Here is a 13,626-nt window from a genome sequence, read left to right on the forward strand (position 1 = left end):
TTTTTTTTAAGAAATTATCATTTTAACGAACAAAGCGAAATACAAAACTATTTAAAACTCCGAATCGTTTAAAATATATCCAGTCCATTACTTTTGTTTTGAACATAAAATTCCAAATTTTTGAACCATTCACTTTTTTAATTTATTTCAAAAATTCCCACATTGCGACTATTTCGGTTTTCAACTCATCATATGTCCATTTTTTTAAAGTTCTTGTATAACTATTTGGATCATTTATTATATAATTTCCTTCAGAATCTTTTTCTGATATTAAAATTATATGTCCTACCGTTGTAAATTTCCCTGGATGAACGGATGTTATTATTGGATTCCCTTTTTCCAAGACCTTATCTATAGCATTTTTATTCAACTTAACTCCTTGAGCTTTCACCCCATATTCTTTAGCAATAAATTCAAAAAAATTCCAACTTGTTCCAGCAGGAGTAAAATATCCATTAGCATTTTCTATTTCTGCAATTTTGCGTGGAGTTATAGTTTCATCATTTAATATTCCACCTAAAGCCATTGCTATACTTGTTGGTCCACAACCACCAATAGCTATACTACTATTTTCTCCTAACCTATCATATGCCCATCTTTTATCCCATTGAAGATAGTATGGATATTTTCGTTTTAATTCTGCAGTTTCTCCATATTCAAAAGAAGTTTCTTCTCTGAATAAATATCCTAAAATATATTGGGTTGCATCTTTGTTATTTGCTAAAAGCACTTGTTGTGATTTTGGTAAATTATCCTTTTGTAAATAAATTAATTGCCCCACCAAATTGTTACTACCATATTCAAATAAATTTCTATCAACACCTTTATCATCAGTAATAAATGGAGAAGGTTGTTTAACGCCACGAATATCATCCCTAACCTTAATAGTATTCTCTTTTTTTTGTAATGATATCTCTTCATTATTTCTATTATTACTAAATAATTTTATTGAATCACTTTTTATCAGATACAAAATAGATGTACCAAATACCAAACATATTATTATAAAAATTTCTATATACTTTCTTTTCATTTATACCCTCTTTAAAATTTTATTTTGACTTAAATACTAAAACAACACCTACTGAAATTACAATTATATATCCTATTAAACTATAAATATCAGGAATCTCTCCCAAAAATAAAAAACCTAATATTCCAGAAAATATAACCTGAGAATAATCAAATGCTGCAATATTTTTCGCTGCGGCATATCTATATGCAAACGTTACTCCAAATTGTCCTAATGATGCGCTTACTCCAGCAAGAAGTAACATAATTACTTGATATAAATTCATCACGTGATAATCAAAAATCAAATATGGAAATAACATTAATGTTGAAGATACTGAAAAGAAAAATATAATAAATTCACCTGAAATTTCTTTTTTTCCTAAATAACGCACACAAGTGTAGGCTATCCCCGTACTTAATGCCGCCATTAATGCTGCCATTGCACCTTTGCTTATTAATCCCGTAGTACTAGGTTTAATTATAAACAACACACCCACAAATGCAATGACCAATGCAAGAATCTGAAAACTTGTCATTTTTTCTTTGAACACAAAATATGATAGTACTAAAATTATAAATGGTGATAATTTTTGAATTAATGAAGCATCTGCCAAATTAATATGACTTAATGCATAGAAATTAAAAACAAGTCCTATTGTCCCAAAAATGGAACGTGTTACTAAAGCAATCCATTCTGGAGTATCTTTAGGCATTTTTATATTAAAACGATGCTTCCACAAAGGAACTACCGCTATAAGTGCTGCAATTAAATTTCTAAAAACTCCTTTTTGCATTGATGGTAAATCACCAGATAATCGTACGAAAAGTCCCATAAGTGCGAACCCTAATCCCGCCATAACAATACAAAATATTCCCATCAAAATATTATTTTTACTTTCCATAATTGAACTCCAATAACGAAATAATTTGTTCAACAGTTTTTTCTAAATTTCTAGTAGCAACTTCTTTTTTTAATGCTCTATCTATAGTAATGACTCCACGCTGAATTGAAAATGAAGCATCTATTACTCTTTTATATCTCAACTTTTCTATCTCAGCATCATCAATACTTCCCGCCAAAAAAACTACTTTTTTATTGTATTTTTTAGCAATTTTTGCAATCTCTATCGGTGCTTTCCCCATAAAACTCTGTTTGTCTAACTTTCCTTCTCCTGTTATCAATATGTCTGTATTTTTTATTTTGTTACTTAAATCAAGATAATTAATCATGAAATCAGAACCACCTACTAATTTGGCATTAAAAAAACTTAAAAAAGCAAAACCTAATCCTCCAGCAGCACCACTTCCCTTATTTTTCGAATAATCTTTTTGGTATTTTTCAAAAACCAAATTTGAAAATTTTTCCACATAACTATCAACTTTACGAAAATCTTTTTTTAACAATCCTTTTTGTTCAGAAAAAATATATGTAGTTCCATTTTCTCCGTACAGTGGATTGCTAACATCACAAATAAGTGTAAATTTTGCTTCTTTTGATCTTAAATTTTTCAAAGTATCATCAATTTTTACTATCCTTTTTAAATCACTAATACCAGTCGAACAAAGTTTATTATCTTTATCATAAAATTTAAATCCTAATGCACTAAGCATTCCTATTCCGCAATCATTAGTTGCACTTCCCCCTAAACCTATAATAAAATGAACTATACCTTTATTTAATAGTGAATTAATCAAAATCCCTAAACCTTCAGTACTCGCTTTATATGGATTCCTTTGGTGTTTCTTCAAATTTTTTATTCCTACGATCTCTGCTATTTCTATTACTGCTTCTTTTTTTTCAAAATTTACTAAATATTTTGCATTTATTTTTTCATTATTAGCATTTATAGTTTCAAAAGTTTTTTTAGAAAAATTTTTGAAAATATCTAAAAAACCATCTCCACCATCTGCAATAATTTCTCTATGCACCAGTATATCAGTATTAATATCTTTAATCTTATTAGAAATAATTTTAGAAAGTTCTTTGGAATCTAAACAGCCTTTAAACTCATTCATAGCTACCATTATTTTCACTGTTTATCCCCCCTTTTTAATTATAATCTTCTGATGACTATTATCTAAATTTCAAATAGAAATAATCATATTACAATTTATATTTTATCATCATTTATTAAAATTTTAAAGATTGTAAATCTTAATTATTTTATGAAAACATTTTTATTTGCTAAAATTTACACAAATACTTTAAATTTCTTTCTTTTTTTAGTATAATAATTATGTAAAGTAAAATAAATTTCTACTTATCTTGGGCATTTTTTGAACGAAGATTCATTATCGGGAAATACCCTTTCTTTACTTAGAAAGTTGCAATCTCTCAATACAGTTGTAATCATCTGAACTACATTAACAAACTACTTTTAGTTTTACAAATTATCAGTAATCCTCATGTTTGTGCCAGTAAACATGTAGTTTAAATAATATATTAACTAATCGATATTTCCCGGAAGCCCAATCCTATGTTAATATAATTACTGTATAAAAGCCACAAAAGTTTACCCCTAAACTTTTGTGGCTTATTTCTATAAAAACTTATCTACTTATCTCTTTGCAGCAAATAGTTTGCATAATCTTTTAATAAATCATTTTCTAATTTTTTTGCAATATCTATCGCTACTTTCGTATGATTTTTTAGTAATTTTTCACATTCTTCTACACCATAAAAACTAAGATAAGTAATCATACCTTCGTCACTAGGCAGTTTTCCTATCTTTTCAAATTTACCATAATAATCTAATATATCATCTTTAATTTGGTAGGCTACTCCTAATTCTTTTCCAAAATTTTTGATCAGATCGTACTCTGAATTTTTTCCTGCAATTAAACATGCAAAACTAAGTGGTAGCTCTATAAGACGTCCTGTTTTTAAACTATGCATTCTTTTTAAGTACTCTGCATTAACTTTGAAATCTTTTTGTTTAACATCATAAATTTGTCCAGCAATCATCCCCATCGCTCCTGAATAATTAGCTAACTGTTTTATTAATTTTATTTTTAGATCATTATTAACATTAGCATCACTCAAAACTTCAAAAGTTAATGTCAACATTGCATCACCAGTTAAAACCGCAACATCTTGTCCATATACATTATGATTAGTAAGTTTACCCCAACGATAATCATCATTATCCATTTCAGGAAGATCATCATGTACTAACGAATATGTGTGAACAAGTTCTATGGCTAATGCTATATCAAAAAATTTATTAAAATCAATATTATAAAATTTTAACAAATATAAAAATGATAATGGACGAATTTTTTTCCCATCATTAACTAAGGAATAAATAATAGAATTTTTTAGTAGTGTAGGAATTTCTAATTTTTCTATGTAATTCTTAGCAAAAATATTCAATTTGTTCTTATTTTCATTTACAAATAATTCGAAACTATTCATCTTCATTAAAGTCCTCTGCTAATTTTGCAACTTCTTTTTCTGCATTTTCAATTATATTATTACACTTTTTTATAATTTCTATTCCCTGTTTATATTTTTCCAAAGAATCTTCCAATGATAAATTTCCTGCCTCAAGATCTGCTACTATTTTTTCTAAATTAACTAGATTAGTTTCAAAATTTTCTTTTCCCATTATTTAACTCCTTCTTTAAAAACTTTATTAACTTCACATTCCAATATACCATCTATTAGACGAATTGCTACATTATCATTAGCTTTCACTTCTTCTACTGAAGTAATTTTTTTATTTTCTAAAAATGAAATCGAGTAACCTTTTTTTAGGATATTTATTGGTGAATTAGCTTCTAATTTTTCAATTTTCTTCGAAAAATTTTCTTTATAATTTTCCAAAATCTTTATATTGATAAATTTATTTTTACTTAAATAAAAATGTGTTTTTTTATCTTTAACAATAGTAGTTAAGCCTCTAGTTAATTCTTTTTCTAAAAGTGAAATTTTCTTTTTATAGTTAATATAAATAGTTGCATAATTTTTTAAATATGGATTATTAGAATTTTTTAAAACCCTATTTTTATAATTTTGTACCAAAAAATTAATATTATTATTTAACTTATCATAGTTAAAATTAAGTCTATTTTTTATATCTATTATATTTGGAGTTGCAATTTCTGCAGCCGCCGTCGGAGTAGAGGCTCTTCTGTCAGAAACAAAATCGACTAAAGTAGTATCCGTTTCATGGCCAACTCCTGTAATAATTGGTGTATTACATTTAAATACTGCTCTTGCTACCTCTTCTGTATTAAAACTCCAAAGGTCTTCTATTGAACCTCCACCACGTGCTAAAATTATAACATCATTATCTTCACTATCTGCTAAGTTTATATTTTCAACAATATCTTGAACAGAATTTTCACCTTGAACTAAGGTAGAATAAATATTTATATTAGCAATAGGAAATCTTCTTTGAATAGTTTTTTTTATATCTTGAATTGCTGCACCTGTTTTAGCAGTTACAACCGCAATGTTTTGGCTAAATCTTGGAATTTCTTTCTTGTATATTAAAGAAAATAGTCCTTCATTTTCCAATTTTTCTTTTAGTTCTAAAAATTTCTGATACAATTCGCCAATTTTATCTTTTTTCATGTCTACTACTAAAAGGTTATGTTCACCTCTAGGAAAGTAAAAATTAATTTTTGATTTTATAAGAACTGTATCTCCATCTTTAAATTCTAAATTTTTTGCCCCAAACCAAACAGCATTTATTCTTGTATTCTCATCTTTTATAGAAAAATAAATATTATTATTGCTATGTAATTTAAAGTTAGAAATTTCACCCCTTATATATATCTCACTCAAATATGGATCAAGTACAAATTTCTTTTCTATATATTTATTTAGTGCTGTAACTGTCAAATATATTCTTTCTTCCACTAAATTTTACCTCTTATTTTGTCGAAGTCTCTACTATACCTTTTAAAACACCATTAATAAATTTATAACTATCATCTTTTTCACTATATTTTTTTGATAGTTCAACAGCTTCATTTATAGAAACTTTATATGGAATATCACTGTGTAAAATTTCATATGTTGCTATGCGAAGGATTTGTCTATCCATCTTTGATAAACGTTCCAACTTCCAATCTTTTAAGTTATTAGTAATAATTTCATCAATATCATTTATTTTATCCAAAATTTCTTCTAAAGTTTTATTAACGTATGTATTCGTAGAAATCTCTTCTTGTTCTAATTCCAACAACTCTTTAAAATTCAATTCCGTATTTTCTACTTGAAACAAAATTTTAAATACTGCTTCTCTAAGTTCGTGTCTGCTCTTCATTAATTTCTCCTAATTAAAAATCTATTCCTAAAATATTCACATTAACACTTTTAGTATTAATTTCCGTCATGTTAAATATAGAATTTTTTACATTTTCTTGGATTTTTCTTGCAACCTTTGCTACTGAATATCCTGATTTAAGATTACAATACACATCAATAAGTAGCTCTTCACCTGCAAACTCTAAATCTACTCCTCTAGAATACAACTTTCTTCCTAATAATTTTGATACTCCTTCTACCTCACTAGCTGCAATATTAGCAATTACTGTTAGTGCGTGTGGATTAATTTCTACAGTTCCTAATTTTTTATTTTCCATCAATAGATCCTCCTGATTCATTTTATAAGATTTCAAAAACTATAAATAAATTATTTTAGTATTAATTTTTGTTCATTTTTTTAATTCAAGTAATAAAAATTAATATATCCATAATAATCTATATTATTATACCATATTTTAGAGAAAAAAGAATAGCTATATAATTATCTTTTTTTAGCACATTTAAATACTTAACTTTTTAATGTCATTTAAATTTTATTAATTTTAAATATTATCCTTAAGATTAATTACAAAACCATAATTTGCGTTTTTTTCTTTAAAATAATATAATTTAAATAAATATAACTTTATTACGGGAGAATTAAAATTATGAAAACTGTTAATTTATATACTAAACAACCTATTAATTCTATTTATGAATTAGAATTAACTGACTCTATTACTAATAATGAAATTTATATAAGATTACACATGAAAGATATTTCTGATTCATTTTTGGAAAAATATTCATTATTTACAAAAATGGCCGAAAAAATAATACCTCATCCTAAACATATAAAATATCCTATATGGTGTTCTGTAAGTAAAAGTAATTGTTTAAAACCTACAGATAATGAAGTAGTATACTGTTTAGAAGTTCCTATAGATGAAGTTATTTATTTTGATAGTTTAAAATGGAATTATGTTTTAAATAATATCTATATTCCAAAAGACTATAACGATAAAATAAATTTTTTAAAAAAATTAAACGAAATAGATTTAAAAAATTCTTATACGCTATTTAGTGAGAAAAATGGTGGACTTTACCCTAAATTAGAAAATGAAATAAAAAGAAGTTGGAAAAGAATTTTTAAAATTGATGATTGGAATGAATTCACAGTTCAGGCTAATTTATGGCAAATAAAGAAAGAATGGGTAAAATATATTATTAAACCTGGAGAAAATTTTCACGAAATAACAAAAGATATGAAAAACACATTTCCTCCAAAATTTAGAAAAATATACTACTCTAAACGTTTTGATTAAGAACTTCAATATAATACACAAATAATAAAGAATGGAATAAGGTGAATTTATTCCATTCTCTTTATTAATAATTTTTAGTAAAAAGAAAATGAAATTTTTTTAATTATATTTCCATTTCATTTTCTTTTTAGGAAGTAAGGCTAAATCTCTAAAATTTTAAATATTAGATAATAATTCTTCAAATGCTTTATCAATATTATCCTTATTTTTTGCTCCTGCCTGGGCCATATCAGGTCGTCCACCTCCACGACCATCACAAACAGTTGCCAATACGTTTACTAACTTACCTGCATTGTATTTATCTGTTATTAATTTATCTACTGCTACCACAAAATTCACTTTTTCATCATTAATAGATGCAAATGCAATTATGTAATTTTCTAATTTTGTTTTAGCACTATCAACAAGTTGTTTTAAATGATTCATATTTTCTGATTCTACTATACTTGTAAGAACATTAATACCATTAATTTCTTTTACATTATTAACCAAATTATTTAATTCTGCATTAGCAATTTTTTGTTGCAAACTTTCTTTTTCCTTAGATAATTTTTTGATTTCTGATTGAAGATGAGAAATTTTTTCTACGACATTTATTGCCGTTGCTTTTGTCATTTTTTCTACAGAGCGCAAAATTTCTTCTTGCGTTCTTAGATACTCATAAGCTGCTTTTCCAGTCAATGCTTCTATTCTACGAACTCCAGCTGCTACCCCAGATTCTGAAACAATTTTGAATATACCTACCTCTGCACTATTAGCATTGTGAGTACCTCCACAAAGTTCAATAGAATAATCTCCGATAGAAACCACACGTACTACATCGCCATATTTCTCTCCAAATAGCGCTTGTGCTCCCAATTTTCTTGCTTCAGCTATTGGCATCTCTTCAGTTTTTATTTCTAATGCATTCCAAATTTGTTTATTTACCTCTTGTTCAACTTTTTCGATTTCTTCTTTTGTAAGTGGTGCAAAATGTGTAATGTCAAATCTAAGTTTTTCGTCAGTTACCAATGATCCTGCTTGTTTAATATGAGAGCCTACTTCATGTCTTAAAGCTTCATTTAATAAGTGAGTAGCCGTATGATTTTTTTCAATATTTAGTCTATATGTTCTATCTACGACAAGTTTATATTCATTACCTACCTTCAATTCACCTTCAACAATTTTTACAAAATGAATATGACGTTTATCCGGAAGTTTTTTAACATCAATTACTTCAGCTTTAAGTCCTTCTGAAAAGATTTCTCCTCTATCAGCTACTTGTCCTCCACTTTCGGCATAAAAAGGAGTTTTATCAAATACCACCTTCACTACTTCTTCAGCTTTGTAATTTTCTAAAATATTATCTTCCTTATCTACTATTGCAACAAGTTTTGCAGTTTTTTCTAAGCAAGTATATCCTACAAATTCACTATCTCCTATGATTCTACTATAAAGATCTGATTGAACCTGCATTGACGAATCATCTTGACGTGAAGATCTAGCACGTTCTTTTTGTTTTTCCATTTCCACATTAAATCCATCAATGTCAACAGTCAAACCATATTCTTCTGCGTATTCTTCTGTCAATTCAATAGGAAATCCAAATGTATCATAAAGTTTAAACGCATCTTCACCTGAAATAACCTTTGTAGTATTTCTTACTTCTTGAGCAATACTATTTAAAATTGCTTCTCCTTCATTTAGCGTTTCATGAAATCTATCTTCTTCTTTTAAAATTACATCTTTAACAAAATTGATTGATTCTTTAACATTTGGATAATAATCTACCATAATATCTGCAACAACATCAGTAAGTTTGTACATAAATGAACTATTAAGTCCTAAAACTTTTGCATATCTTACAGCACGACGAAGTAACCTTCTTAAAATATAGCCACGACCTTCATTTGACGGTAATGCACCATCAGCAATAGCAAAGACTACAGTTCTAATATGATCTGCAATAACTTTAAATGCAACATCTTGTTCTTCAAACTCACTATACTTTTTATTAGATAATTTTTCTATTTCATTAATAATTGGCATAAATAAATCTGTGTCAAAGTTAGTAGGAACATCTTGTAAGACCGATACTATTCTCTCTAATCCCATACCTGTATCTATATTCTTCGCTGGTAGTTCTGTATAAGTACCATCCGCATTGTGATTATACTGACTAAATACTACATTCCATATTTCTAAATATCTATCATTTTCTCCACCAGGGTACATCTCTTCTTTCGGTGAAGTAGTATCAGCTTCAATCCCACGATCATAGAAAATCTCTGTATTCGGCCCTGAAGGACCTTCACCAATATCCCAAAAATTCCCCTCAATACGTATAATTCTCTCTTCGGGTAATCCAATTACATTGTGCCAAATATCGTATGCCTCTGTATCTTCTGGGTGAATAGTTACTGATAATTTTTCTTTTTCTAAAGCTAACCATTTCTCAGATGTTAAAAATTCCCATGCCCAAGAAATTGCTTCAGGTTTAAAATAGTCACCAATAGAAAAGTTTCCTAACATCTCAAAAAATGTATGGTGACGTGCCGTTTTACCAACATTTTCAATATCATTAGTTCTTATAGATTTTTGTGAATTTGTAATTTTTGGATTTTCTGGTATTTCACGTCCATCAAAATATTTTTTTAAGGTTGCTACACCAGAATTTATCCATAATAAAGACGGATCATCAACCGGAACCAAAGATGCACTCGGTTCTACTTTATGATTTTTTTCTACAAAAAAATCTAAAAACATTCTTCTAATTTGTGATGATGTTAGTTGTTTCATCATATTCTCCTTTCAATTTGACAAAAAATAAAGTCCCTTGTGTAAGTTTTACACAAGGGACGACTATAATCGTGTTACCACCCTAATTTAAGCATATATTATGCTCCTCATTAGTTTTTATAACGGCTTTTCTTTTCGTTGCCGATGAAGTATAAACATAGGTAGCATAAAAGTTATATTATAAACCCTTCTCACCAACAGGTTCTCTCTAAAATAATACTTCCAACTTTTAATTCCTAAACTTCACTACATTATTTAGATACATTATATACAGTTATAAAGAATTTGTCAATAGTTTTTAATTGGAATTTCTCATTTCTGACATAGCTTTTTTCTGCCAAAATTTCATATTTTGTTTTAAAGTATCAAAGCCATAAACAAAATTTAAAGTATCCAAACTATTAATTTCTTTTTTTACACCAGTATCTTTTGGTTTAAAATTAAGTGTTGCATTTATTTTATTGTCCTTGATGGAAAGAACTTTTACTTCTAAAATTTCTCCTTGTTTAATATAACTACTTATGTCAAAAATAAAACAATTTGTAATTTCCGAAATGTGTATTAAACCTGCTTGCTTATTACGAGTTTCTATAAATGCACCATAAGGTTTTACCGCAGTTACCTTAACTTTTATTATATCTCCTGGTCTGATTTCTTTATAACTCATTTTTTATTTTCTCTACTACTCTTGTAACAGTAAACCCATATTCCTCTATCACTTTGTTAGCAGGAGCAGATGCTCCAAATTTATCAATACCAATTGCTAAACCATCTAATCCCACATATTTGTACCAAAGGGCAGTATTCCCCATCTCTAAAGAAACACGACGTCGAATATTATGTGGAAGTAATTTTTCTTTATATTCTTTAGATTGTTCTTCAAATAATTCCACAGATGGCATACTAATTACTCGTGATTTTATTCCAGATTTCTCTAACTCTTTAGCCGCTTCTATGGCAAGTGCTACTTCTGAACCTGTTGCAATCAAAATAGTATCAAAATCTTCTGTGGATTCATATACCACATAAGCACCTTTTGAAACTTGTTCAAATGATGTATTTTCTAAAACCGGAAGATTTTGTCTAGTTAATACTAATGAACTTGGCTTATTATTTACTTTTTGAGATAAATACCAAGCTGCTTGTGTTTCTGTCGCATCCGCTGGTCTAAATACATAAGAATTTGGAATAGTTCTCAATGATGCTAAATGTTCAATTGGTTCATGAGTAGGTCCATCTTCCCCAACAGCAATACTATCGTGAGTAAATACATAAGTTACTGGTAAATTTTGTAATGCTGATAGTCGTAATGCTGCTTTTAGATAGTCTGAAAATACAAAGAATGTTCCACCAAATACACGCACTCCTCCATGTAGCATCATACCATTTAGTACTGTTGCCATGGCAAACTCTCTTACACCAAATTGAATATTTCTTTGTGTTCTATTTTTATCATCTTGAAGACCTTCTCCTTTAATAAATGTCATATTAGAATGAGAAAGGTCAGCTGATCCTCCAAAGAAAGTAGGTAGCACTGCTGCTACACTATTAATTGCATCCTGTGATGAATTACGAGTTGCTTGCGATTCACCAACATTTTTAAAGTTAAAACTTTCTTTTGATAAATGTTTAACATCTTCTCTTGTTAATACTTCTTCTAATTCAGTTGCTAATTCTGGATATTTTTCTTTATATTCTTTATAAAGCTTTTCCCATTTAGAATATTCTCTTTCTCCTCGATCTGCAACTTTTTCTTTAAAATCTGCATATACTTCCTCTGGAATTTCAAAAGGAGCATATTCCCAACCAATTTCTTTTCTAAATAATGCTGTTTCTTCTTCACCTAGTGGAGCTCCATGAACACCGTTAGTTCCTTGTTTATTCGGAGAACCGGCACCAATAATAGTTTTAACTTCAATTAGTGTAGGTTTATCAGAAACTTTAGCCTTTTCTAACGCACGACTAACTGCTGCTACATCAGCCCCATCTTCTACAAGGATAGTATTCCAACCATACGCCTCATATCTTGCTCTTACATTTTCCGAAAATGCATCTTTAGTTTCTCCGTCAAGACAAATATCATTCGAATCATAAAGTACAACAAGTTTATTTAATTTTTGTTGTGCTGCAAAACTACTTGCCTCTGATGCAACGCCTTCCATGATATCACCATCACCACAAATGACATAAGTATAATGATCAAAAACATTATATTGTACTTTATTATATCTTTCAGCTAAATATCTTTCAGCTAATGCCATACCCACTGCAGTTGAAATACCTTGACCTAATGGACCAGTTGTTGCATCAACACCTTTAGTATGTCCAAATTCTGGATGCCCAGGAGTTTTAGAATTCCATTGACGGAAATTTTTCACTTCATCTAAAGAAACATCTTCAAACCCAGAAAGATGAAGTAAAGAATATAGTAACATTGATCCATGCCCAGCTGATAAAACAAATCTATCTCTATTAATCCAATCGGTAATCTTCGGATTAACTCTTAAATGTTCTGAAAATAATGAATATGCCATAGGAGCTGCGCCCATAACAACACCTGGATGCCCAGATTTTGCTTTATTAATCGCATCAACTCCTAAAACTTTAATTGCATTTACTGATTGTTGTGACATACTTATGCCCTCCTAATTTTTATAATTCTATTCTACCAGATATAGCACGAGACAAAGTAACTTCATCAACATATTCGATATCACTCCCAAAAGAAATACCTTGAGCTATTCTAGTAACTTTAATATCCGTATTTTTTAAATATCTTGAAATAAAACTTGCAGTTCCTTCCCCTTCTGGTGACGAATTAGTCGCTAGAATTATTTCTTTTACAGCTGGGTCTTGTGCCCTTTCAAATAATGATTTTATATTGATATCCAACGGACCTATCCCATCCATGGGAGAAATAAGACCATCTAATACATGATAAAGACCTCTATATTGTTGCATATTTTCCATAGCAACCAAATCGTTATCACTTGCAACAACACAAATTATCGAATTATCACGTGAAGTATCTGAACAAATATCACATTTATGTGTTTCACTAAGTCTACCACATACTTCGCACTTAGTTAACTTTTCTTTTAGTTCGACTAACGCAGTTGCAAAATTCTTAATATCTTCATCATGCATTTTTAAAGTATGAAACGCAAGTCTAACAGCTGTTTTTCTTCCTATTCCAGGTAATAATGAATAACTATCTATTAAATCTAAAATTGGTTTTGGATATTGCATCTT

13 protein-coding genes are annotated in these 13,626 nt (G+C 28.6%); 1 reads left to right on the forward strand and 12 read right to left on the reverse strand.

The annotated features are described in order from the left end of the window. Positions 1-142: 142 nt before the first annotated feature. The 8 genes from H612_RS0105370 to H612_RS0105405 form a co-directional block, all read right to left on the reverse strand. Positions 143-1,033 (reverse strand): C39 family peptidase, encoded by an 891-nt coding sequence (locus H612_RS0105370; protein WP_027130509.1) that lies wholly within the window; start codon positions 1,031-1,033, stop codon positions 143-145. 19 nt (positions 1,034-1,052) lie between these two features. Beyond that, entirely contained in the window at positions 1,053-1,916 is an 864-nt protein-coding gene (locus H612_RS0105375; protein WP_027130510.1) for a DMT family transporter, read from the reverse strand. Further along, entirely contained in the window at positions 1,906-3,039 is a 1,134-nt protein-coding gene (locus H612_RS0105380; RefSeq protein WP_245570459.1) for a glycerate kinase, read from the reverse strand. Before H612_RS0105380 ends, H612_RS0105375 begins: the two co-directional genes overlap by 11 nt. Positions 3,040-3,568: 529 nt before the next feature. Continuing rightward, the gene (locus H612_RS0105385) at positions 3,569-4,429 is read right to left on the reverse strand and encodes a polyprenyl synthetase family protein (protein ID WP_027130512.1); all 861 of its coding nucleotides are present in this window, start codon (positions 4,427-4,429) and stop codon (positions 3,569-3,571) included. Next, positions 4,422-4,622 carry an exodeoxyribonuclease VII small subunit gene (gene xseB, locus H612_RS0105390; protein WP_027130513.1) on the reverse strand — a complete coding sequence of 67 codons (201 nt, stop codon included), beginning with the start codon at positions 4,620-4,622 and terminating at the stop codon, positions 4,422-4,424. The genes H612_RS0105385 and xseB overlap by 8 nt, the downstream gene beginning before the upstream one ends. Then, complete coding sequence (xseA, locus tag H612_RS0105395) at positions 4,622-5,881, reverse strand: exodeoxyribonuclease VII large subunit (RefSeq protein ID WP_027130514.1); 1,260 nt, start codon at positions 5,879-5,881, stop codon at positions 4,622-4,624. The genes xseB and xseA overlap by 1 nt, the downstream gene beginning before the upstream one ends. Before the next feature lie 13 nt (positions 5,882-5,894). Further along, entirely contained in the window at positions 5,895-6,290 is a 396-nt protein-coding gene (gene nusB / locus H612_RS0105400; RefSeq protein ID WP_027130515.1) for a transcription antitermination factor NusB, read from the reverse strand. Positions 6,291-6,303: 13 nt separating this feature from the next. Then, entirely contained in the window at positions 6,304-6,609 is a 306-nt protein-coding gene (locus tag H612_RS0105405) for an Asp23/Gls24 family envelope stress response protein (protein WP_027130516.1), read from the reverse strand. A 330-nt stretch (positions 6,610-6,939) separates the two neighbouring features. On the opposite strand from H612_RS0105405, the gene H612_RS09205 reads away from it, so the two are divergent. Beyond that, complete coding sequence (locus H612_RS09205) at positions 6,940-7,596, forward strand: DUF3841 domain-containing protein (RefSeq protein WP_051210153.1); 657 nt, start codon at positions 6,940-6,942, stop codon at positions 7,594-7,596. 156 nt (positions 7,597-7,752) lie between these two features. On the opposite strand, the gene alaS is transcribed toward H612_RS09205, so the two are convergent. The 4 genes from alaS to recR all read right to left on the reverse strand — a co-directional run bounded on the left by alaS (position 7,753) and on the right by recR (position 13,623). Next, positions 7,753-10,374 (reverse strand): alanine--tRNA ligase, encoded by a 2,622-nt coding sequence (alaS, locus tag H612_RS0105415; RefSeq protein ID WP_027130517.1) that lies wholly within the window; start codon positions 10,372-10,374, stop codon positions 7,753-7,755. Between the two features lie 298 nt (positions 10,375-10,672). Then, positions 10,673-11,041, reverse strand: coding sequence for a S1 RNA-binding domain-containing protein (locus H612_RS0105420; protein ID WP_027130518.1), 369 nt, complete (start codon positions 11,039-11,041; stop codon positions 10,673-10,675). Further along, positions 11,031-13,007 (reverse strand): transketolase, encoded by a 1,977-nt coding sequence (tkt, locus tag H612_RS0105425; RefSeq protein ID WP_027130519.1) that lies wholly within the window; start codon positions 13,005-13,007, stop codon positions 11,031-11,033. Before tkt ends, H612_RS0105420 begins: the two co-directional genes overlap by 11 nt. Positions 13,008-13,026: 19 nt before the next feature. Then, positions 13,027-13,623, reverse strand: coding sequence for a recombination mediator RecR (gene recR, locus H612_RS0105430; protein ID WP_027130520.1), 597 nt, complete (start codon positions 13,621-13,623; stop codon positions 13,027-13,029). Between the last annotated feature and the right edge of the window lie 3 nt (positions 13,624-13,626).

It is taken from the genome of Gemella cuniculi DSM 15828, assembly GCF_000425665.1.
Lineage (GTDB): Bacteria > Bacillota > Bacilli > Staphylococcales > Gemellaceae > Gemella > Gemella cuniculi.